The organism is Neobacillus sp. FSL H8-0543, from assembly GCF_038592905.1.
Taxonomy (GTDB): Bacteria; Bacillota; Bacilli; order Bacillales; family Cytobacillaceae; genus Neobacillus.
In genome coordinates this window covers 4256233-4279383 of sequence record NZ_CP151943.1, presented here as the reverse complement: position 1 = coordinate 4279383, position 23151 = coordinate 4256233, and the positions used below count along the sequence as shown (strand labels likewise).

General features: G+C 38.9%; 19 protein-coding genes and 1 tRNA gene. 5 read left to right on the top strand and 15 right to left on the bottom strand.

Going from position 1 to position 23151, the window contains the following annotated elements:
* Nucleotides 1-409: 409 nt before the first annotated feature.
* The 7 genes from glnA to miaA form a co-directional block, all read right to left on the bottom strand.
* Nucleotides 410-1744, bottom strand: coding sequence for a type I glutamate--ammonia ligase (glnA, locus tag NSS81_RS21485; protein ID WP_342430658.1), 1335 nt, complete (start codon nt 1742-1744; stop codon nt 410-412).
* A 33-nt stretch (nt 1745-1777) separates the two neighbouring features.
* Nucleotides 1778-2179, bottom strand: coding sequence for a MerR family transcriptional regulator (locus NSS81_RS21480; protein WP_342430657.1), 402 nt, complete (start codon nt 2177-2179; stop codon nt 1778-1780).
* Between the two features lie 227 nt (nt 2180-2406).
* Nucleotides 2407-3678, bottom strand: a complete 1272-nt coding sequence (locus tag NSS81_RS21475) for a methionine gamma-lyase family protein (protein WP_342430656.1) — start codon at nt 3676-3678, stop codon at nt 2407-2409.
* Between the two features lie 14 nt (nt 3679-3692).
* The gene (gene hflX / locus NSS81_RS21470) at nt 3693-4952 is read right to left on the bottom strand and encodes a GTPase HflX (protein ID WP_342430655.1); all 1260 of its coding nucleotides are present in this window, start codon (nt 4950-4952) and stop codon (nt 3693-3695) included.
* A gap of 259 nt (nt 4953-5211) precedes the next feature.
* Nucleotides 5212-6159 carry a stage V sporulation protein K gene (gene spoVK, locus NSS81_RS21465; RefSeq protein ID WP_342430654.1) on the bottom strand — a complete coding sequence of 316 codons (948 nt, stop codon included), beginning with the start codon at nt 6157-6159 and terminating at the stop codon, nt 5212-5214.
* Nucleotides 6160-6405: 246 nt separating this feature from the next.
* On the bottom strand, nt 6406-6636 hold the full coding sequence (gene hfq / locus NSS81_RS21460; RefSeq protein WP_342430653.1) for an RNA chaperone Hfq: 231 nt from the start codon (nt 6634-6636) through the stop codon (nt 6406-6408).
* A 29-nt stretch (nt 6637-6665) separates the two neighbouring features.
* On the bottom strand, nt 6666-7619 hold the full coding sequence (miaA, locus tag NSS81_RS21455; RefSeq protein ID WP_342430652.1) for a tRNA (adenosine(37)-N6)-dimethylallyltransferase MiaA: 954 nt from the start codon (nt 7617-7619) through the stop codon (nt 6666-6668).
* A 297-nt stretch (nt 7620-7916) separates the two neighbouring features.
* On the opposite strand from miaA, the gene mreBH reads away from it, so the two are divergent.
* Nucleotides 7917-8921 (top strand): rod-share determining protein MreBH, encoded by a 1005-nt coding sequence (gene mreBH / locus NSS81_RS21450; protein ID WP_342430651.1) that lies wholly within the window; start codon nt 7917-7919, stop codon nt 8919-8921.
* A gap of 42 nt (nt 8922-8963) precedes the next feature.
* Here the strand turns inward: mreBH and NSS81_RS21445 are convergent, their stop codons facing one another.
* From NSS81_RS21445 to mutS, 3 genes are all read right to left on the bottom strand, one after another.
* Nucleotides 8964-9413: a hypothetical protein gene (locus NSS81_RS21445; protein ID WP_342430650.1), complete on the bottom strand. Its 450-nt coding sequence runs from the start codon at nt 9411-9413 to the stop codon at nt 8964-8966.
* A 139-nt stretch (nt 9414-9552) separates the two neighbouring features.
* The gene (mutL, locus tag NSS81_RS21440; RefSeq protein ID WP_342430649.1) at nt 9553-11439 is read right to left on the bottom strand and encodes a DNA mismatch repair endonuclease MutL; all 1887 of its coding nucleotides are present in this window, start codon (nt 11437-11439) and stop codon (nt 9553-9555) included.
* Between the two features lie 21 nt (nt 11440-11460).
* Nucleotides 11461-14061, bottom strand: a complete 2601-nt coding sequence (mutS, locus tag NSS81_RS21435) for a DNA mismatch repair protein MutS (protein ID WP_342430648.1) — start codon at nt 14059-14061, stop codon at nt 11461-11463.
* 178 nt (nt 14062-14239) lie between these two features.
* Here mutS and NSS81_RS21430 point away from each other — a divergent pair, with 178 nt between their 5' ends.
* Both NSS81_RS21430 and NSS81_RS21425 read left to right on the top strand, forming a co-directional pair.
* Entirely contained in the window at nt 14240-14956 is a 717-nt protein-coding gene (locus NSS81_RS21430) for a TIGR02206 family membrane protein (RefSeq protein WP_342430647.1), read from the top strand.
* A gap of 62 nt (nt 14957-15018) precedes the next feature.
* Nucleotides 15019-15092 (top strand) — tRNA-Arg (locus NSS81_RS21425).
* Nucleotides 15093-15268: 176 nt separating this feature from the next.
* On the opposite strand, the gene NSS81_RS21420 is transcribed toward NSS81_RS21425, so the two are convergent.
* The 5 genes from NSS81_RS21420 to NSS81_RS21400 form a co-directional block, all read right to left on the bottom strand.
* The gene (locus tag NSS81_RS21420) at nt 15269-16060 is read right to left on the bottom strand and encodes an IclR family transcriptional regulator (RefSeq protein WP_342430646.1); all 792 of its coding nucleotides are present in this window, start codon (nt 16058-16060) and stop codon (nt 15269-15271) included.
* A gap of 122 nt (nt 16061-16182) precedes the next feature.
* The gene (locus tag NSS81_RS21415) at nt 16183-17331 is read right to left on the bottom strand and encodes an acyl-CoA dehydrogenase family protein (RefSeq protein WP_342430645.1); all 1149 of its coding nucleotides are present in this window, start codon (nt 17329-17331) and stop codon (nt 16183-16185) included.
* A gap of 17 nt (nt 17332-17348) precedes the next feature.
* The gene (locus NSS81_RS21410; RefSeq protein WP_342434109.1) at nt 17349-18200 is read right to left on the bottom strand and encodes a 3-hydroxyacyl-CoA dehydrogenase; all 852 of its coding nucleotides are present in this window, start codon (nt 18198-18200) and stop codon (nt 17349-17351) included.
* A gap of 5 nt (nt 18201-18205) precedes the next feature.
* A complete protein-coding gene (locus tag NSS81_RS21405; protein ID WP_342430644.1) occupies nt 18206-19393 on the bottom strand; it encodes a CaiB/BaiF CoA-transferase family protein in 1188 nt (395 codons plus the stop codon).
* Between the two features lie 101 nt (nt 19394-19494).
* Complete coding sequence (locus tag NSS81_RS21400; RefSeq protein ID WP_342430643.1) at nt 19495-20688, bottom strand: thiolase family protein; 1194 nt, start codon at nt 20686-20688, stop codon at nt 19495-19497.
* 660 nt (nt 20689-21348) lie between these two features.
* On the opposite strand from NSS81_RS21400, the gene NSS81_RS21395 reads away from it, so the two are divergent.
* Together NSS81_RS21395 and NSS81_RS21390 are read left to right on the top strand one after the other, a co-directional pair.
* On the top strand, nt 21349-22092 hold the full coding sequence (locus NSS81_RS21395) for a GAF domain-containing protein (RefSeq protein ID WP_342430642.1): 744 nt from the start codon (nt 21349-21351) through the stop codon (nt 22090-22092).
* A gap of 12 nt (nt 22093-22104) precedes the next feature.
* A complete protein-coding gene (locus NSS81_RS21390; RefSeq protein WP_342434108.1) occupies nt 22105-23130 on the top strand; it encodes a sigma 54-interacting transcriptional regulator in 1026 nt (341 codons plus the stop codon).
* Nucleotides 23131-23151: the final 21 nt, after the last annotated feature.

Genomic DNA, 23151 nt, shown 5'->3' with positions numbered 1-23151 from the left:
TCACCAGCTTCCTTTTTGGGTTTTGTCCTTAAGACAGCTCATTAAAGACATTTCACCAGCTTCCTTTTTGGGTTTTGTCCTTAAGACAGCACATTAAAGACATTTCACCAGCTTCCTTTTAGGGTTTTGTCTTTAAGAAAGCTCATTAAAGACATTTTACCAGCTTCCTTGTTGAGTTTCGTCCTTAAGGAGGACATCTTGACTCGAGTTCCGATTGGATTTGTCCTTAAGACAGGTTTGGTTAATTCAAGGGCAAGCTTGTCCGAATTGGCCCCCTTTTACAAAAACTAATTCTCAATATTCCGCGTGCATTTTCGGTGCATTGTTTATCTAGGTAAACGAAACGAAAAGATATGGTGCCCACAATTAAAAAAGCCCTGACGCTTAGAGCGACAGGACTTTGACGATATTAATACATTGACATATATTGCTCGCGTTCCCAAGGGTGAACGACTGTGCGGAACATATCCCATTCGATTTCTTTTGCTTCAACAAAGTGTTCAAGGATGTGATCTCCAAGACCAGAAACAATGACTTCATTTGCCTTTAGTTGATCTAATGCTTGGGCAAGTGTTGCAGGAAGATCAATGATCCCTTCTTCCAATCTTTCATCTTTGCTCATTACATAAATATTTCGGTCCACAGCTGAAGGAGGAGTTAGTTTATTCACAATTCCATCCAGACCCGCTTTTAAAAGTACGGCCATTGCAAGATACGGATTCGCTGATGGGTCAACGCTTCTTACTTCTACCCGAGTACTTAAGCCACGTGAAGCAGGAATCCGTACTAATGGCGAACGGTTCATTGCTGACCATGCCACATAGCAAGGTGCTTCGTATCCAGGAACAAGACGCTTATAAGAGTTTACTGTTGGATTCGTTACTGCTGTAAAGCTTGGGGCATGCTTTAGGATACCTGCAATAAATTGACGGGCAGTATCACTCATTCCCAAATCACCTGTTGGCTCAGCAAATGCATTTTTTCCATTGTTGAATAATGAAAGATTCATGTGCATTCCAGATCCATTTACACCGTATAGTGGTTTTGGCATAAAGGTTGCATGCAAGCCGTGTTTTCTTGCGATTGTTTTTACTACTAACTTAAATGTTTGAATTTGGTCACACGCCGTTAGGGCATCTGCATATTTGAAGTCAATCTCATGCTGTCCTGGTGCCACCTCATGGTGAGAAGCCTCAATTTCAAAGCCCATTTCTTCCAATTCCAACACGATATCCCGACGGCAGTTTTCACCTAAATCTGTTGGTGCTAAGTCAAAATATCCTGCATTATCATTCAATTCTAATGTCGGTTCACCCTTAGCATCTAATTTAAATAAGAAGAATTCTGGCTCTGGACCTAGGTTAAAGTGTGTGAAACCAAGTTCTTCCATTTCCTTTAGCACTCTTCTTAAGTTATTACGAGGGTCTCCCGCAAAAGGTTTTCCATCTGGTGTATAAATATCACAAATCAAACGAGCAACTTTTCCTTTTTCCGCTGTCCAAGGAAACACTACCCATGTGTCAAGATCCGGAAAAAGGTACATATCAGATTCTTCAATTCTCACAAATCCCTCGATAGATGAGCCGTCAAACATCATTTTGTTATCAAGCGCTTTTTCTAATTGACTAATTGGAATCTCAACATTTTTGATTGTTCCTAAAATATCAGTAAATTGTAATCGAATAAACTTTACGTTTTCTTCCTGTGCTAGTCTTTTAATATCTTCTCTTGTAAATTTTGCCATTTGTTATTACCTCCAACTATTAATTTAATTGCCTTAATGAAAAAATCTCGACATATCCCCTTGACGTAAGGGAGAACGATTGAATCTGCCTGCTTGTTGTAATTCTTGACGAAGCAGATTTCTTAACTGTTCATCAGTTAATTCTTGTTTAGCCTTTTCGGCCTGATGTTCTTGGATACTTGCCTGTTGTGCTTTGACTAGGAGTAATTGTTTTATCCCTGCCATGTTTACTCCTTGATCAATTAAATCTTTAATTTCTAATAGTCTATCGATATCGTTTAAACTAAATAGTCTTCTGTTTCCATCAGTTCTAGCTGGAGAAATCAATTGGTGCTCTTCATAATAACGAATTTGTCTTGCTGTTAGTTCGGTTAGTTGCATGACAGTTCCAATGGGAAACAGTGGCATGGAACGGCGAATTTCCTTTCCATTCACTTCAATTTCTCCTCCTGTTTGTTAATTTATATTTTTATTATATTTCGTGTAAGAAAAGATGTCAATCCTATGTTAGGTTTTCTAACATGGTTTTTTCAAAAAAGTCTTTGTTTAACTTGGCTGTTGATTTCCGCTCCATTCAACATAGTTTTTAAATCAACAATATCCTTTAACAGAACCAAAAAAAAAGGATAACTCTTTTTTCAGTTATCCTTAGTTATTTTCCCCTAATTTAGTTGTATTAACCCTTTTTCGACTAAGCTGTCAACAGCTATACAAACAGCCATTTTAACGTGGGCATACGTAAGCCCGCCTTGAACATAGGCCACATAAGGAGGTCGAATAGGACCATCTGCAGTCAGTTCGATACTTGCGCCTTGAATAAACGTTCCAGCCGCCATTATTACATCGTCCTCATAGCCAGGCATATAGGCAGGGTAGGCAGTAACATGTGAATTAATCGGTGAAGCATACTGAATCGCTTGGCAAAATGCTACCATCTTGACTCGATCATCAAATTGTACCGATTGAATTAAATCGGTCCGAGGTGAATTCCATTTAGGCGAAGAGTTCATCCCTAATTTTTCTAAAAGTGCTGCAGTAAAGACAGCACCCTTTAATGCTTGACCTACCACATGCGGCGCAAGAAAAAATCCTTGATACATATCTTGAAGACTATATAAGGATGCACCCGCCTCTGCCCCTATACCAGGTGAAGTCAGCCGATAGGAACAAGCTTCAACCCATTGTTTTTTACCAACAATATAGCCGCCAGTTTTTGCGATACCGCCTCCAGGATTTTTAATGAGTGAGCCTGCCATTAAATCGGCACCAACATGGCAAGGCTCTAATTCCTCAACAAATTCTCCATAGCAGTTATCGACGAAAACGACAATATCCTCTTTGATTTCTTTAACAAATGAAATCATTTCCTTAATCTCTGATATGGTAAAGGATGGCCGTGTTGCATACCCTTTCGAGCGCTGGATTCCAATCATTTTTGTATTAGGCTTGATTTGGGCAGCAACTTCCTTCCAATCTATCCCGCCTACATCAGTCAGGGAGACACTTTTATAGGAAATACCAAATTCCTTTAAGGAGCCATTACCATTCCCGCGAATCCCTACAATTTCTTCAAGCGTATCATAGGGTTTCCCTGTGATATAGAGGAGTTCGTCACCAGGCCGAAGGACACCAAATAGTGAAATCGATATCGCATGTGTTCCCGAAATAATTTGTGTTCGGACAAGACCCGCTTCGCCGCCAAACACATCAGCATAAATTGATTCGAGCGTATCCCTGCCGCTATCATCATACCCATATCCCGTAGTCGGGATAAAATGCGAATCGCTTACCCTATGTTTTTGATAGCTTTTTAATACGCGAAACTGGTTCGTTTCAATTCTTTCATCAATTTCCTTATGTACCCCAGCAATTTGGTGTTCTGCTTCTTTTACAATAGGCTGAAGTTTTTCCCCATTTTTTAACTGTTGAAACATGCTGTTACTCCCATCTACTTTTTATATTTCTGTATTTCCCCGCTTATTTGATGATCCAATAGCGTAAAGCCTTTGCATTGATACAGTTCGCTTTCTTCATCAAAACTAAGTTCTCTTAGGATCGTCTCATTCTTCAATTGTGATAGTAGTTTACCTTCGGTTGAAGGGATGCTAACCTGATATGGCTCCATCATTTCGATGATTAAATGTTCCATCTTTCTTTTTAATTCATATCGGTCTTCTTTATCAAAGGCACTGATAAAGGCTGTTGGTGTGTTTGCCGTTGGAACAAAATCCGGTAGGCGAATGTCCTGCTTATTATATACTGTTAGCTGAGGAATATCTTTCACTCCTAGGTCCTCTAGCAGCTTATTTACTGTTTTCTCATGTTGGTAATAGTCCGCATTAGACATATCTACAATATGCAGGAGCAGGTTCGCTTCTTTCACCTCTTCTAATGTCGAGCGGAAGGCAGCAATGAGAGAGGTTGGTAGGTCTTGGATAAATCCTACTGTATCTGTAACCAAGGTTTGATAGCCGCTTGGCAGTATGAGCTTTCGTGTCATTGGGTCAAGTGTAGCGAACAATTGATTTTCTTCGAATGATTCTGCCTCTGTAAGACGGTTGAAGAGAGTCGATTTCCCCGCATTCGTATAACCGACAATTGCTATTTGAAAGGTTTTATTTTTCTTCCTTCTCTCCCTGTAGCGATCTCGATGTTGGACAACAATAGAGAGTTGACCTTTGATTTCATCAATTCGACGGCGAATATGACGACGATCAGATTCTAACTTTGATTCACCTGGACCTCTTGTTCCAATACCTGCACCAAGCCGGGACAATGCAACCCCTTGTCCAGCAAGACGAGGAAGCAGGTATTGAAGCTGTGCCAATTCAACCTGCAGTTTTCCTTCCTTAGACCGTGCTCTTTGTGCAAAAATGTCTAGTATCAGTTGGGTTCGGTCAATAATCCGTGCACTTATTTCTGAAGCGAGATTTCGCTTCTGGCTTGGCGAAAGCTCGTCATTAAAAATAACGATATCAGCTTCCAGTTCTTCAACTAGCGCCTTTAGCTCCTCAACTTTCCCTTTACCAATATAGGTAGCCGAATGGATTCGTTCTCTTTTTTGTACAACTGAGATTAGCACTTCCCCTTTAGCTGTTTCTGTTAAGGAGCTTAACTCCTCCATGGAATACTGGAAACGTCCATCATCTAATCTAGACGTTTGACATCCAACCAGGACGGCTTTTTCTAAGGTTACTTCCTGTTCCAAAAACAACACCCTGCTTTCCTAAAATTTCTTTCCTTATCATACCAAAAAAGAACTCAATACTCTAATTTTCCCTGTATTGCAAATTAAAGTACCATTTTCTGTTGATTATTACCCATCTCGAAAAACCTTCTAAGGCATTGTTTGCTGTTGTTGCAGTACTTCGGATTTTATCTTATTCTCATAATTGGCATCTCCCAGCTAGAAAGTCTATGGGCACATTAAAAATCGGCAGAGACATAACCGCCGATTTTTTTGTTCATTAATCTTCCTCAAAGACCAAATCATTACTTCTTAATGTCATCAATTCATGCCGATCATAGCTATTTAACATGAGGAGACGCATCGCCTGTGCACGTATGGTTTTTTCAATTACGTTACGTACATAACGACCATTCGAAAAACCATTTGGACTAAGAACCGCTTTTACCCATATTAAATGATCTTTTAACTTTTTTTCTGCTTCATGACTCAAGGTATATTCTCGTTCAACAAGCATTCGGCCCGAAATTTCCATCAATTGGCCGATATTGTAGTCTGGGAAATCAATTACTAACGGAAAACGCGAATGAAGCCCAGGATTTAACGTTAGAAAGTGCTCCATTTCCCGTGAGTAACCTGCAAGAATCAAAATAAACTCATGTTGCTTATCCTCCATATGCTTGACAAGTGTATCAATTGCTTCTTTTCCAAAATCCTTTTCCCCACCGCGTCCTAGTGAATAGGCCTCATCAATAAATAAAATACCGCCCTGTGCCTTTTTTACCAAATCTCTTGTTTTCTGTGCCGTGTGGCCGATATACTCGCCAACAAGGTCTGCTCTTTCAGCCTCAATTAAATGGCCTTTGGAAAGAACATTCATTTTTAAGAACAATTTTCCGATCAATCTGGCTACCGTCGTTTTTCCTGTTCCTGGATTGCCTTTAAACATCATATGGAGTGCTTGTTTCTTTGCCTTCAAACCCATCTCTTCCCGTTTTTTATTTACATAAATCCAAGCATAAATTTCTTTTATCATCCGTTTCATTTCTTCCATTCCAACCAATGCCCCGAGTTCGTCTTCAATCTCCCTAAGCGCCGAATGCTCAGGAGATATGACCTTTGGAACAACTTGAGGACCAGGCAGCTCTTTGCTTAATGATTTCTTTTTTTGAGAGTTAAGGACTACGCTTATTTGTCCGTTACTCTTCATCCGAATCGGTTGATCCAAAGCATACACCTCTCATTCTGCCTACAGTATACGTTAAGCAGCTTTAATGGCTGCGGGAATCCTAAATATTTAGTTTTTTAGTAACGGAGAAAAAAAGGGAGGAAATCATCAGGTAGTTACTGTTGTTAAATTCTGCGCTCTCTTAGGGAATACTCCTTCATTTTATATGTATTCATGTTTCCTGTATTTCATTAATTATAAAAAAAAAAGAGCCCAATTTTCTGGGCTCGAATTTTTATATCGCGTCTATTGTGCATCCAAGACTAGCTGTACATTTCTTTGTGGGGCAAAAGTAGAAATGGCGTGCTTAAATACCAATTGCTGCTTTCCTTCTGATTCAAACAGGACAGTAAAATTATCAAACCCTTTAATTTGGCCTCTTAACTGAAATCCATTCAACAAGAATACCGTAACATGGGTGTTATCCTTACGACATTGATTTAAAAATTGGTCCTGAATATTAATAGTGGTTTTCATTTTTATATCCTCCTCATTTATCTCTACTACTATGTATTCGATTTTACTTGTAGCTTTCCTTCAACATAATCCGAAATTTCCTTTATTTTTTTTGAAAAATCCAGGACTTCTGTCATGTCAAACCATTCTACATCCATCTTATTTCGAAACCAAGTTAATTGCCTCTTAGCGTACCGTCTGGAATTTTGTTTTAAATTTTCTACAGCTTCCTCTAAGGTAGCTCTGCCATCCAGAAAGTCATAAATTTCTTTATAGCCAATTGCCTGTATTGATTGGCAATCACGCAAACCCTTTTTATGAAGACCGCTAACTTCTTCTAGAAGTCCTTCGTGCATCATCAGTTGAACACGGGTGTTAATTCGCTCATACAGTTTTAGTCTATCCATCGTTAATCCAATAAGCGCGATATTATACAAAAGGTCTGGCTGCTGTTCTTTTTGGTATTCACTCATCATCTTACCAGTACAATGATAAATTTCAAGTGCTCTGATTACCCTTCTAACATTATTCGGGTGAATTTGTGCTGCACTTTCCGGGTCAACCTTCTTCAATTCCAGATGAAGCGCCTCGTTGCCAATCCCTCTTGCCCGTTCTTCCAGTATTAATCGAAAAGCTTCATCTGCAGGTGCTTCAGAGAAATTGTAATCATAAATGACGGACTGTATATAAAGTCCAGTTCCACCGACAATGATGGGTAGTTTTCCACGTGATGCTATCTCTGCAATTTTCTTCCTGACAAGATGCTGGAATTCAGCAACAGAAAAACTATCTTCTGGCTCTTTTATATCAATTAGATGGTGTGGTATCCCTTCTGTTTCATCGTTAGTTATTTTGGCCGTACCAATATCCATACCTCGATAAATTTGCATGGAATCACCGCTAATGATCTCACCATTAAAACGTTTGGCCATTTCAATACTTAATTTTGTTTTACCTACAGCTGTAGGTCCAATAATGGCTAATAACTTCTGTTTTGACTCCACTTCTTCACACTGCCCTTGATTTCCATTTTTAGGTGAAATAGCTGTCCTTATCCTACTTCAACACCTTTATCGTAACACAAATTTGAAAAGCAGTTGAACATCAAATTAGTATGTTCAAAATAATTCTTTTCTATGCATTTTCTAATAGGAATTTAATTTACAAAAATGATAAACTTTTCCTGCTAATTTACAAAAGAATAACGTTTCATTTACAAACACGCTTTCACCCCCAAATTCATGGTAGGCTTAACCGTAGCATATCATGAATGAATAATTAAGAAAAAGGTGAATGATAAAATGTTATCAGCATTTGAAATAGGAATTGATTTAGGAACAGCAAATATTGTGGTTTATAGTAAAAATAAAGGAATATGCGTCAATGAACCATCCGTTGTCGCGATTGATACAGCAACTAAAAATGTTATCGCCATCGGTACGGAAGCGAAAGAAATGATTGGAAAGACTCCAGAGAAAATTATTGCTGTAAGACCGTTAAAGGACGGGGTTATTGCTGATTATGATCTAACAACAGACTTACTAAAGCATATTATTCGCAAGGCTTCAAAAAACGGCTTGGCATTCCGGAAAGCAAATGTTGTCATCTGTACCCCTTTTAGTTCCACGAGCGTTGAGCGGAGGGCTATTACAGATGCTGTAAGAAATGCTGGCGCAAAGAAAATCCAATTGATTGAAGAACCTGTTGCTGCCGCTATCGGTGCTGGATTACCAGTCGATGAGCCCGTTGCCAATGTTGTTGTTGATATTGGCGGCGGTAACACAGAAGTTGCCATTATTTCCTTTGGAGGGGTGGTTGCCTGTCATTCTGTTAAAATTGGCGGTGACCGTCTTGACGAAGAAATTATCCATCACGTCCGTAAAGAATATAACGTCTTAATTGGTGAGCGAACCGCGGAAAATATTAAGATGGAAATTGGTTTTGCCTTAATCGACCACGAGGAGCTGTTTATGGATGTCCGCGGACGTGACCTTGTGACAGGATTACCTAAAACTATTAAGCTCTCATCCTATGAAGTTAGAAATGCAATGAAAGAATCCTTCACTCATATACTTGAAGCCGTACGTGCCACACTTGAGGATTGTCCTGCCGAACTTAGCGGTGATATCGTTGACCGTGGTGTCATTCTAACGGGTGGCGGTGCCTTAATGAAAGGGATGGAAGAATGGCTTAGCAATGAAATCTCGGTGCCCGTTGTGTTAGCCCCAAACCCTCTTGAATCGGTAGCCATCGGTACAGGAAAAGCTCTTAGCTATATGCATAAAGTCCATGCTCTTGCAAAATAAGTTTGGATCAAATAAAGAGTGCCATAGGCACTCTTTATTTGTTTATATATCGCTTTGCTTTTTTCTCATATTATTGAAGTAAAAAAATACTGGAAGCGGGATGACGATAAAACCTAAGCTTTTTATTATTTGATTCTTAGCACGTTCTCTTTCTCTGCTTTTTTCATCTTTAACTAATTGGTTATAATCTTCACGAATTTCCGCTTCTGTTTTATTTTCGTTATTTTCACCCATTTTCCCATTTTCACTATTCTGTTTATAATCTTGATAGCTCTGATAATATCCTTGTGGACTGACTAAATCGGCAGCAGCCATAAAGATTGAAATTCCTCCGCCAATGACCATCATGAGCGTTGCGAATAAGACTAAATAGGTATATAAATGACGTATCACAGCTTCATCCCCCATTTCCTTGTTTTTTACTGCATAAGCAATGACAAATACAATAAGAATTACCGGTAAAAATAAAATTAATAGACTAAATATAGCCATATATCCACCCCCTCTATCCATGATAGTTTGAGCATTCTTAACTATATTATTTCACTTTTCTGCTTACATTCCAATACCTGAAAGCTTTTTTGGAGAAATAAAAAAGAACACCTCAATATAAAGAGATGCCCTTTGTGTATTACATCACACGTTTAAACATTTTTTCCATTTCATAGGTGGAATAATGTACGATGATTGGTCTGCCATGCGGACAGGTAAATGGATCAGACGCTTTTCTAAGATCATCTAGTAATGCTTGAATCTCATCATTACGGAGATGACGATTCGCCTTAATAGATGCTTTACAGCTCATCATAATTGCTGCTTCCTCACGAAGCTTTTTAATATCAACCTTCTTCATTAAAAGAAGCTGTTCAATCATATCTTCAATGATTTGCTTTTCTTCCCCTTTAGGTAACCATTGGGGGTGGGAACGGACAATATAGCTATTCATCCCAAACTCCTCAAGGAATACCCCAACCTTTTCAAGTTCGCTTATGTTTTCATTAATTTTTAAAAAATCATCAGTCGAATACTCAAAGGTTAATGGAACAAGCATTTCCTGAAGCTCTGAATGAACCTTGCCCACTTTCTCACGAAAATACTCATACTTCAGTCTTTCTTGGGCCGCATGCTGGTCAATGATATAGAGTCCATTTTCATTTTGGGCGAAGATATAGGTCCCATGCATTTGCCCGATCGGGTATAACCTTGGTATACGGCTTTCAGGTTGAATTTCAACTCCTGGTAAATCCGTGTAGGTATTGTCATGAGTATCGTTAGATGACCCCGCTTCAACAGACTGGTAGTAGGCTTCGCTCACTGGAGTATTTAGTTCCCAAGGATGAAAATTTATTCCCTCTGGTTCTACGTTCTCTTGCAGTCTTACGCGGCTCTCTTGAATGGTTGCAGGAACGGGAACGGGACGAGTCCATTCATTCTCTTTATTATCAGGTGTTTGTGTTGTTCCTTCATTAAGAATAAAGGAAGTTTGTTCAGACTTCGACACTTCTTTCTTTTCATATGCGGAAGGAATTAATATCTTCGATTTAAAAGTATTTTTGATGATACTTGTGACAAGTTCATATAATTCCGCTTCTTTACTTATTCGGACTTCCATTTTCGCTGGATGCACATTGACATCCACAAGCATAGGGTCCATATCAATATTTAGCAGTACAAGCGGATATCGACCTATCGGCAGAAGGGTATGATAACCTTCCTGAATTGCTTTTGCCAACGGATAGTTTTTTATAAACCGACCATTAATCATTGTTGATATATAATTCCTTGAAGCCCTTGTTACCTCAGGCATCGAGGCAAAACCAGTAATTTGATAATCGAGTGATTTACCTGAAATCGGTACAAGCTGTTTGGCTATACCCATTCCATAAATGGAAGCAAGTACTTGACGAACATCTCCGTTCCCATTTGTTTGCAAAAGCTTACGCTCATTATGGATCAAGCGGAAGGCGACCTCTGGATGGGATAGAGCCAAACGATTGACGACATCCGTAATATTTCCAAGCTCTGTATGAATCGTCTTCATATACTTTAGACGTGCGGGAGTATTGTAAAATAAATCAGTAATAATAAGGTCTGTTCCACGTCTGCTCGACGCTTTCTCAAATACCTCTACCTTTCCGCCTTCAATGACTACTCGATTTCCTGCGCCCTCACCTGTTGAAGTCTTCATCTCAAGCCTGGATACCGAAGCGATACTCGGCAGAGCTTCGCCGCGAAAACCTAGGGTACGGATCCGAAACAAATCCCTTTCATTTTTAATTTTGGAAGTGGCATGACGCTGAAAAGCGAGTAATACATCCTCTTCCTCAATTCCGTTACCATTATCGGTAATGCGAATTTTTGCTAATCCTGCTTCTTCAACCTCGATTTCTATGACCGTACTGCCCGCATCAATCGCATTTTCAACAAGCTCTTTTACAACAGAAGCTGGTCGCTCGACCACTTCACCCGCAGCAATTTTATTAGAAAGCGCATCATCCAATTGGATTATCTTGCCCATGCAGCGTTCACCTCCAAAATATTAGTGTTTTAACTTTTTCTGCAATTCATATAGCATATTTATTGCTTGTAATGGTGTTAAATCTAAGATATCTAGTTCTTTCATTTTCTCGACTACTCGTTTTTCTTTTGATGAAAGCTCCTGCTTTTTCGGTTCTTTTGGTTCATCGAAAAAGGAGAGCTGTGCTGGTTTTTCTACTTGAGGTTCTTTTACCACCTCAATTTTAGCTGGTACAGTCTGAATATCAGACTGTTCCAGAGCAATTAAGATATCATTCGCCCGGTTTATTAGCTCCTTAGGCAGATTAGCTAGCTGCGCAACATGAATTCCGTAACTCTTATCCGCAGGTCCTTCTTTTATTTTGTGAAGGAAGACAACCTTCCCATTATGTTCAATCGCGCTTACGTGAATATTTTTTAGCTTCATAAGCTCTTTATCCAATACTGTCAGTTCATGATAGTGGGTTGAAAATAGTGTTTTCGCACCGATACGTGTATGAATATATTCTATAATTGCCTGTGCTAATGCCATCCCATCGTATGTGGAGGTACCACGGCCAATTTCGTCAAATAAAATCAAGCTGTTTTTTGTCGCATTAGCTATTGCATTGTTCGCTTCAAGCATTTCGACCATAAACGTACTTTGACCTGAAATCAAATCATCGGCAGCACCGATTCTGGTAAACACTTGGTCAAAAATCGGCAAAACAGCTTCGGATGCCGGAACATAACAGCCGATCTGCGCTAAGATCGCGGTTAAGGCAATTTGGCGCATGTACGTACTTTTACCAGACATGTTGGGACCAGTGATTAGAAGGACTTCACGGTCAGCATCCATCAAACAGTCATTTGGAACGTACTCTTGGGCGTTTAATACCTTTTCAACAACTGGATGTCTGCCGTCCTTAATCATGATCAGGCGTTCAGCGGAAAATTGCGGTTTCACATAACGACGTTCTTCACTCGTTTGGGCAAAGCACTGAAGCACATCTAGTTCACTGACCGTTTTTGCCAAGCTTTGCAAACGCGGAATTTGTTCCTTAATCATCTCACGAATTTCAGTAAATAATTCGTATTCCAGTTCCCCACATTTTTCTTCGGCTTGTAGAATTAACGCCTCTTTCTCTTTCAAATCAGGAGTAATATAACGTTCAGCATTGGTTAACGTTTGTTTACGCTCATACTGTCCTTCTTTTAATAGATGAAGGTTCGCACGTGTCACTTCAATGTAATAGCCAAACACACGATTATAGCCTACCTTCAACGATTTTATACCGGTTTTTTCCCGTTCGTCACGCTCCAGCTGGGCAATCCATGTTTTACCGTTTCGACTAGCATCACGGTATTGATCCAATTGTTTATTGTAACCATCGCGAATCATATTGCCTTCTTTTAACGATAGCGGTGGATTCTCAACAATTGCCTGTTCCAATAAGTCGGTAATTTCTTCACAGGGATCAAGCAGATCAGCTATTTTATTTACCTGTTCATTCGGCATACCTTGAAGGATTTGTTTTAAGAATGGCGTTTGCATTAATGAACGTTTTAATTGTACTAAGTCGCGTGCATTGACATTTCCGAAAGCAACCCGGCCTGCTAAACGCTCTAAATCATACACTTCCTTTAATTTCTCGCGCAGCTCCTGGCGTTCAAAATAATGGTTCATGAGAACATCGACGATGGTTTGGCGATATTCAATTTCATTTTGAGAGATTAGCGGACGATCAATCCAGTGTTTGAGCATTCTGCCGCCCATTGCTGTCATCGTTTCATCTAACAGCCATAAGAGTGAGCCTTTTTTCCCTTTCGAACGAATCGTTTCCGTTAATTCGAGATTCCGTTTTGAATAGTAATCAATTTTCATATATTGATGAATTTGATAGGTGGTTACGGGCTGGAGATGATCAAGACTTCTTTTTTGGGAACGGTATAAATAGTTAAACAGTCTTGCCACCGCTTGCTTCAACTTTTCTTGATTTACAGCTTCTAACAAATGCTGAAAATTTAAATCTATTGAACTATTATCTTCAAATGAGATGGCGAGGACATCGCGATCACGCATCTTCTTTTGTAATGCCTCATCAAAGTTACTTGCAACAACCACTTCTTTTGCACTTAAAACCGCAAGTTCGTTCAAAACTTCATCAAAATTAGCGGAAAGAATCGTTACCCGACTTTCACCTGTTGAGATATCGTTATAGGCAAAACCAAACGTTCCGTCTTCAAAGGATGAAACGGCTGCAATATAATTATTCTCTTTTTCGCTTAATCCCTTACCTTCCATTACCGTTCCTGGCGTGATTAGCTGAACAACCTCTCGTCTCACTACCCCTTTGGCATGTTTCGGATCTTCGGTTTGTTCGCAAATAGCCACTTTGTAGCCTTTTGAAATAAGCTGTTCGATATAATTGTGTGCTGCATGGTGTGGAACCCCACACATTGGGATGCGTTCATCTGAACCGCCTTCACGGCTGGTCAATGTAATCTCTAATTCTTGTGATGCCTTAATCGCATCTTCGAAAAACATTTCATAAAAATCGCCTAAGCGAAAAAATAAAAAGGCATCCTGGTATTCTGCCTTAACGGTTAAGTATTGTTGTATCATCGGCGTATAAGCAGCCATAATGACCTCCATGAGTATATTCATTTTCGATTATCTTCGACAAACTATTATATCATAAAAGATAGATGTTTTTTCAGATAGAAATAACTCACCAAAGCAGACACCGCTATTCCTAAAGATATGGTACAATTTGCTAAACATTATATGGAGTATAAGGGCAGGAAGGTGATGGTTTAGAGTGACATGGTTTGGGGGTAGCAATAATGGTTTTGCTTTTGAGATTTTTTCTGTTAGTCATTTTGTAATGATCAGCCTGCTTTTTCTAGGTTCGTTAGGAATCTTTCTACAACGAGAAAAGATGAAGGGTCAGAGATGGAGACAAGTAGAAGTAGGAATTGCTATTTCGTTAATTGTGATGGAAGTGGGCTATCATCTATGGATGTTTACAAATGGTATTTGGAATGCGAGTTTTTCCTTACCATTGGAATTGTGTAGCCTTAGCCTGATTTTAACTGTGATCTTATTGCTAACAAAGAATAAATACGTTTATGAAATCTTATTATTTACAGCCTTACTGGGAGCAACTCAGGCATTATTAACTCCCTTATTACACCATGATTTCCCTCATTTTCGCTATTTTCATTTCTTCTATACCCATTTAATGATGATTTGGGTCGCATTTTATTTTACTTGGGCAAAAGGTTACAAGCCATCCATCTTATCGGTTATTAGATTATTCTTCTATTTAAACGTCCTAATGCCTTTAGTGATGCTCATCAACAAGCTAGTCAGCGGTAATTATATGTTCCTAAGTCATAAACCAACCACTGCAAGCTTATTGGATTTTTTAGGACCATATCCCTGGTATATTTTATCTTTGGAAGGGTTATTGATTATATTAAGCTTAATCGTGTGGTTAATCTTTAGAGGAAAAAAAGAAAAAAATACTAATTAGTAATTATATTGATTGACCTTTTTCGCTTTACGAATTATAATTAAAAACGTTCTGTAGATATTGTCTCAGTAGCTCAGTAGGATAGAGCAACAGTTTCCTAAACTGTAGGTCGGAGGTTCGAATCCTCTCTGGGACATCAAAAAGCCTTGATTATTCAAGGCTTTTTATTTTTGTTGAAAATATGAAATTAGCAATTTCCTAAAATGAATAGAATATTTTAGGGATATATATAAACGCATATTATAAGGACATCCCTTTTCACATCCTAAAAGTATGAAACTAATCGCTTCTTGATTGTTACACTATTATTTATTAAACCCCATTTGGCCGTTTACCACCCATGATATTTGTTAATGTTTCGGAAACTTCTAATACTTTTTTACCATAAAATGAAGCATCGGTGTCTGGATGGCTTGATAGAAATAAGCAGCTGATAACAAGTTTTACCTCACCATGCAAATTAAAAATAGGAGCTGCAACCCCGCATACACCAGCAGTATGCTCCTCATAACTTTCAGAATAACCTTTCATTCTTATATTTTTGAGTTCCTGTTTAAACTCTTCTATATTGGTTATCGTCTTGCCTGTAAATTGCTTAAATCCATTTTTCTGGATAATTTCATCTGCACGATTCTCATCCATAAATGCTAAATAGCATTTACCGAAAGAAGCACTGGTTAAAGGAAATCGTTGACCTACACTTACAGTTACTCGAACTGTTAAAGGCGGTTCTTCCTTTGCTACATACATTAATCTGTCATTGGCGGTTGGTTCTAACAAAACCACAGTTTGTTGCGTTTCATTACATAACTCCTTTAGGTGATGTTTGCAAAGTTCAAGATAGTCAATGAATTCAGAGGCCCTTGCACCAAGCACAACAAGAGAAGAGCCAAGGCTGTATTGTTTTTTATCTTCGTTGTAAATGACATAGTTATGGTTTTCAAGAACCTTAAGTATCCGATGGCAAGTACTTTTGTTGATATTTACATTTTTACAAATATCAGCAAGACTACTTGCACGATGATTATAGCGGCTGAGATATTCTAATATCTTTATAGTCGCTTCTAAAGCGGGTACCTCGGAACGATCTTTTCTATTCTCCATATATAAACCTCTTTAATAATATATTAGCATTCGTTGTAAGAATAAAACTTCATTAATACCTTAACAACTATTTACTTCCCTGTAACTATTGCTTGCCTTTTCTCACCATTTAAGTGTAGATTTTATAAATATTCCTGCTTTAACTGCGCTGCAATAATATTTTTTTGAATTTCGGATGTTCCTTCATAAATCTTGGTGATTCTTGCATCACGATAAAAACGTTCAACAGGGAATTCAGCAATATATCCAATCCCTCCGTGAATCTGTACAGCCTTATCTGCTACACGATTATAAACTTCGGACCCCAGCAGTTTCACCATAGCCGCTTCCTTAATGACCTTCATACCCTGGTCTACCATCCACGCCACTCGGTAAGTCATGCTCCTTAATGTTTCAATATCCACGGCCATTTCAGCCAAGTAATGTTGAATGATTTGTTGTTCAAAGATTGGTTTGTTAAACTGAATTCTCTCCATGGCATGATGGAGAGACATTTCTAAAAGCTTTTCGCAGGAACCCAAGTTTCTAGCAGCAAGCCCCGCCCTGCCATTTGCAAGAATTTTTAAAGCATTGACATAACCTTGGCCTTCTTGGCCGAGTACATTTTCTACAGGCACTTCACAATCCTCAAAGAAAATTTCTGCAGAATGGGAACCGCGAAGACCCATTTTCTTTTCGTTTTTCCCTAGTTGGAATCCTGGGAAATCTTTCTCTACAATAAAGGAAGTAATTCCTTTTGCCCCTTTTGATGGATCAGTTACTGCCATCACTGTAAAAACATCAGCAATTGGAGCGTTCGTAATATAATGTTTGCTCCCATTTATGATATATTTGTCTCCTTTTCTTACCGCGGTTGTTTTCAAGTTCGTTGCATGTGAGCCGGCATCTGGTTCTGTCAAAGCAAACGCACCTATCATTTCACCCGCTGCCATCGACGGTAGATACTTTCGCTTCTGTTCTTCATTTCCCATCTCCACAATCCCAACCGAGCCTATACCAGTATGGGCACCAATTACAGTAGTATAGCCATTGTGTGTTCTACCTAATTCTTCATATATCGCACACTTGCCAACCATTCCGATTCCCGTTCCGCCGTATTCTTCCGGGATACTCAGACCAAATAATCCCATTTCCTTGGACATTTTCATGATTTTTTCCGGAATTTCATCCTTCTCTTCGATTTCCATCGCAAGGGGATCCACTTCGTTATCAATAAACTCCCGAATACTTTGTTTTATAAACTTGATATCTTCTGATAATCTAAAATCCATAAATTCCACTTTCCTTCCTATTTATTAGTGTAATCGTAAAATCCGCGACCTGATTTTCTTCCTAAACGTCCTGCTTTCACATATTTTACAAGAATCGGAGATGGACGGTATTTTTCTCCTAAATGGTGATACAAATATTCCATATTTCGCAAACGGCTGTCCAATCCTACAAGATCTGCCAATTCGATCGGCCCCATCGGATGATTTAAACCAAGCTTAAGGGCTTTATCGATGTCCTTGACAGATGCCACACCTTCCATTAACATGTTCATCGCTTCATTTCCAATTAGACAATTCATCCGACTTGTTACAAACCCAGGAAACTCATTGACTTCGACAGTTTCTTTTCCCATCTTTTCTGCCACTTGTTTAACTTCTTCTACCGTAGAATCAGATGTATCCAATCCTCGAATGATCTCGATTAATTTCATACGATGAACTGGGTTAAAGAAGTGCATGGCTATACATTGATCCGGTCTTTTTGTGGTTGCGGCAATTTCCGACGGACTCATCGTTGACGTATTTGTAGCCAGGATAGCGTGAGCTGGTGCAAACTGATCTAATTGCTTGAAGATATTGATTTTAAGCTCCATAATTTCTAACGCCGCTTCGATTACCAGGTCTGTTTTACGAACGGCTTCTTGCAGCTGAGTGGAATAACATAAATTTTTCTTTGCCTCTTCTGCCTGCACGGCTTTGACGTATCCTTTAGTCACGTTTTTATTTAACAGATTTTCAATATATTCTTTTGCATTTCCGATAGCTTCTTTAGATATATCCTGTAAAGCTACTTCAAACCCAGCTAAAGCAGCGGAATAGGCTATTCCCCGTCCCATGGTACCGCCGCCAATCACGGCAATATGATTGATCATGCTTATATAATCCCCTTCTCCATAAAATTTGTAATATCTTCACTACTATAGCCAAGGTTGGCTAACACTTCATTTGTATCTTCACCTAATAAAGGAGGTGCCTTTCGAACAGATCCTGGCGTAGCCGATAATTTAAGCGGTATACCCAGCATTTTCAGCATTCCAATGGTAGGATGTTCTACTTGTTGAATCATTTCCCGGTATTGAACCTGAGGATGGTCCAGGAGTTGGGCAATGTTGTTGATTGGTCCACTTGGTACACCCGCATGTTTTAACCTTTCAATAATTTCCGAAGAATCTTTGCTCTTCGTATACTCCGTGAGAATCCCTACGAGTTCTTCTCTGTTTGCCACGCGGTTCACGTTTACAACAAATTTCGGATGATCCTTCAAATCATGAAGATCAAGTGCATCACACATTTTCCTCCAAAGCCCATCATTTGGTACCGCAATGATGACATAACCGTCTTTCGCCTCAAACGCCTGGTATGGAACAAGGTTTGGATGTGCAGAGCCTAAACGTCCAGGAACCTTTCCTGTTGCTAATACACCTTGCCCCAAGTAATTGGTCAACGACACGATGGTATCCAACAATGATGATTCCACATATTGGCCATTTCCCGTCTTTTCTCTGGACAGCAGAGCAAGGACAACCCCAAGCGATGCATAAAGGCCTGTTGCTAAATCGACGATTGAAAACCCAACCTTAACGGGGGCCCTTCCTTCCTCACCGGTAACACTCATTAATCCTCCGAAACCCTGCATCAACAAATCATAAGCTGGTTCATCTTTCATTGGACCCGTTCGGCCAAAACCGCTGACTGCACAATAGACCAGCCGAGGGTTGATTTCTTTGAGCACTTCATACCCTAATCCAAACTTCTCCATTGTTCCATTTCGAAAATTTTCAATTAATACATCGGAATCCTTTACCAGCTGTTTTACGATACGTTGTCCTTCTTCCGTTTTGAGATTCAACGTAATGCCTTTTTTATTTTTGTTTAGGCTCATAAAATAAGTAGATTCTCCATTTATTTCAGGCGGAATATAACTTCTTGTTTCATCGCCAATACCCGGTTGTTCAACCTTGATAACTTCTGCCCCCATATCAGCTAATTGCATGCTGCAAAAGGGACCGGCAAGTGTTCTCGAAAGTTCTAATACTTTTATCCCTTCTAGTGGACCAGCCATTCTAAACCCTCCGATTTTATATACCATATACGGATTATCAATCCGTATATGGTACAATAATTCCAAAAAAATTTGTTAAATCTAACTATCCATAGTTGACACTAAAATTGCAGATTTTCGACAATCGTCGTAATCCCTTGCCCCCCGCCAATACAGAGAGTGACCAATCCATATTTTTTTCCTCTTCGTTCCATTTCGTACAATAATTTCGTCATAAGAATGGCACCTGTAGCCCCAAGGGGATGACCTAATGCAATGGCCCCACCATTCACATTTACTTTTTTCAAATCCAAATTAAGTTCCTTGATCACAGCAAGAGCTTGAGCTGCAAAGGCCTCATTCAATTCAATTAATTCGATATCATTTAATGAGAGTCCCGCCATAGATAACGCTTTCTTCGTCGCCTGTACCGGCCCAATTCCCATGATTTCCGGTGAAACTCCTGAAACAGCCTGTGCAATAATTTTTGCTTTTGGTTTAAGCCCATGCTTATATGCGGCGTCCTCCGACATCATTAATACTGCAGAAGCCGCATCATTTCTTCCACTACTATTTCCTGCAGTCACGGTACCATTTTCTTTAAACACTGGTTTTAAACTGCCCAATTTTTCCAAACTGGTTAATCGTGGGTGTTCATCTTTCTCAAAGATTCTATCTTCTTTTCTTTGTTTGATTTTATAAGGAACGATTTCCTTAGTAAACCGCCCATCCATAATGGCCTTTTGTGCAAGTTCCTGACTGCGAAGCGCAAATTCATCCTGTTCCTCTCGAGAAATCCTGTATTTCTCCGCTAAATTTTCGGCTGTATAACCCATTGTGAGATTTCCATAAATCTCAATTGGCTGTGAACGCGGTTGGCTTTCCGTATTAGGATCAACAATTTCTCCATTTCCTGAACCGAATCCATAACGAGCCTTTCTTATATAATAAGGAGCTGTACTCATGGATTCTGCTCCACCTGCTATTATTACATCTGATAGTCCACCCATAATTTGCAAGGCTGCATTGTTAATAGCCTGAAGTCCTGAACCACATTGCCTATGGACGGTATAACCCGGTACCTCAACAGGAAGTCCTGCGCGTAAAAGAGCCAGTCTGGAAAGATTAGGCGTATCTGTACTCTGTTTTGTCTGTCCAAGAATTACTTCATCCACTTCACTTTTTTCCATTTCTGTCCGCAGCAGAATTTCTTGAATAACCTTCGCAGCAAGGTAGTCAACCTCTACACCCTTTAAACTACCTCCAATTTTCCCAATCGCTGTTCTTACTGAGTCAATGATAACAACGTTTTTCACGTTTTACCCTCCTTATGTACTCTTTAAAATGATTGCCTATTTACGTGAGGTTTCACAATTCACCTGGTAACCCTCACCTGGTTTATTTTCATTCATGCTCCACACACGGTACAAGATTCCCTCTACGGAACAATAATATTACTTAAACCGTTTTGGGTCAATGCATTTTTAGATAATTCATATATTTCTGTTTATTAAAACCGCCACTTTCATCAGTATAGTAAACAAAATTGATTTCATTTTATATTCTTATTACTCATTACCAGCTCGAGCTCGCTCCTCAACGATTGTTTGTTCTTCTTTTGGTTTAAGGAGGAATAAAGCCGTCATAGAGATGGAGCAACAAATGACAATATACATAGTGATGGCATTGGGACTTTTAAATTTCTCTAGTAATGTTAAGGATATTGTTGGTGCCAATCCACCTGCAATGATTGCAGCAAATTGATAGGCAAGGGATGATCCACTAAATCTTAAATGTACAGGGAAGATTTCAGCGAGTAGAGTTGCCTGTTACTAAGAAAAAAACAGTATGAAAAATGGGAACATTACTTCTTAAATCCAAATCAAATCGGGCAACAGCCTACGGAATTAACAGAAGTAAGAGATATTATTTTACAATCTTGGAATCGGAGTAAGGAATATCAAGATCTGAATCCGATGATTGAAGGTTCAGTAAAAAATATCACGGATGAAGAGCTCAAAGAAATAAGGAGAAAAAATGAAGTTTTTCAACTAGTGCAACCAGTACTTAAAAAGGCGGGGCAAGAACTTTCTGATGAAAACCATGTACTCCTGTTTTGTGACAGTGATGGCATAATCATAGATAACTATGGGGATTTGCGTGTAGCCCGAAATATAGGAAACTCAGTGAATGCAAATAATGGATCTCAGTGGTCAGAACGTTGGGCTGGTACGAATGCAATTGGGACCTCCATCATTTTGAAACAGCCTATTCAAATTTTTTCTTCCGAACATTTTTCTTATAGTTGTCATGATTGGGTGTGTTCATCGGCCCCAATTTTGGATCCGCTAACAAACGAACTGTTAGGGGTGATAAACCTTTCTACTACGGCTAATAGTTTTCATTCTCTCAGCATGATGAAAACGATTGGATTAGTGAATCAAATAGAACGAATCCTATTTCATAATTACTACCAAGTGCGTGAAATGATGCAAAACATATATATTGAAGCGATTAGTAAATGGAAAAACCAAGTCGTTATCTTATGTAACACAAAGGGGAAAGTTTTAAGGATAAACAATGATACCCTAATCAATGAAATAACATCATTAATGTCACTTACCGTAGAAAAAAATCAATTAATCACGAAAAAGGAATGGGAGGATGAAATAACTCTTCATGGCAATCAATATCGAGCTAAACACAAAAAAATTTTTTAGTACGATAGATTCATAGGTTTTATTTCTATTTTAGAGAAAAAGAATAGAATAAGTCATCCAACTATTATTCATAATCACTTTGCAAAATACTCTTTTCAAAATCTAATTGGAAAATCAGAAGCATTTAAAACCTCCATTCATTTAGCTCGAGTTGCTGCTTCAAGTGATTCTAACGTTTTGATTACCGGTGATAGCGGCACAGGGAAAGAGTTAGTTGCCAGCGCCATTCATCAAGCCAGCAATAGATTTGATTATCCTTTTGTAGCTCTAAATTGTGCTGCTATTCCAAAGGATTTGCTACCTAGTGAGCTTTTTGGATATGTGGCTGGTGCCTTTACTGGCGCTAATCAGAAAGGCAGCATAGGAAAGTTCGAATTGGCGAATAAGGGAACCCTTTTCCTAGATGAATTAGGGGAAATGCCTCTGGAGTCGCAAGTCCAATTGCTTCGTGTAATTCAGGAACAAGAAATCATTCGTATCGGTGATAAAACACGTATCCCTATAGATGTTAGAGTAATTGCAGCAACGAACAAAAATCTTGTTGAAGAAATTCAAATGAAGAAATTTCGTAAGGATCTTTACTACCGTCTCAATGTCATTCATATTGAGTTACCTTCTTTACGTCACCGTTCAGATGATATTCCTTTACTGGTTGAAAATTTTGTTCAAAAGCTGAAAGTAAAAAAACACCACGGTCCTTATCATATAACTACCGAAGCAATGCGAATTTTAAGAAATTATTCTTGGCCAGGAAATATTCGCGAATTGGAGAATGTGATAGAATATGCAGTCAATTTTTCGGCCAATGGTATCATTACACCTGAAAATCTTCCAAAACATTTTTATTCAAAACCAACCTTACCTAATGATACAACAAGCATGAACCCAGTAAATCTGGCTGAGTTAGAATGGATTTTATCTGCTTTGAAACGTTCCCATATGAATGTCTCAAATGCTGCAAAGGAATTAAAAATGAGCCGTAGCACCCTTTACAGGAAATTAAAAAAGATGGGTTATAATATAAAAAATTTAAAATAACCTGACATTAATGAACATCAT

Coding starts and splice junctions, on each gene's coding strand:
- NSS81_RS21475 (WP_342430656.1), bottom strand. CDS start 3,678: ATGTTTCAACAGTTAAAAAATGGGGAAAAACTTCAGCCTATTGTAAAA.
- NSS81_RS21420 (WP_342430646.1), bottom strand. CDS start 16,060: ATGGAGAATAGAAAAGATCGTTCCGAGGTACCCGCTTTAGAAGCGACT.
- mutS (WP_342430648.1), bottom strand. CDS start 14,061: ATGGCTGCTTATACGCCGATGATACAACAATACTTAACCGTTAAGGCA.
- NSS81_RS21415 (WP_342430645.1), bottom strand. CDS start 17,331: ATGGATTTTAGATTATCAGAAGATATCAAGTTTATAAAACAAAGTATT.
- NSS81_RS21445 (WP_342430650.1), bottom strand. CDS start 9,413: ATGGCTATATTTAGTCTATTAATTTTATTTTTACCGGTAATTCTTATT.
- glnA (WP_342430658.1), bottom strand. CDS start 1,744: ATGGCAAAATTTACAAGAGAAGATATTAAAAGACTAGCACAGGAAGAA.
- NSS81_RS21395 (WP_342430642.1), top strand. CDS start 21,349: ATGATTGAAGGTTCAGTAAAAAATATCACGGATGAAGAGCTCAAAGAA.
- NSS81_RS21405 (WP_342430644.1), bottom strand. CDS start 19,393: ATGGCTGGTCCACTAGAAGGGATAAAAGTATTAGAACTTTCGAGAACA.
- mutL (WP_342430649.1), bottom strand. CDS start 11,439: ATGGGCAAGATAATCCAATTGGATGATGCGCTTTCTAATAAAATTGCT.
- hfq (WP_342430653.1), bottom strand. CDS start 6,636: ATGAAAACCACTATTAATATTCAGGACCAATTTTTAAATCAATGTCGT.
- mreBH (WP_342430651.1), top strand. CDS start 7,917: ATGTTATCAGCATTTGAAATAGGAATTGATTTAGGAACAGCAAATATT.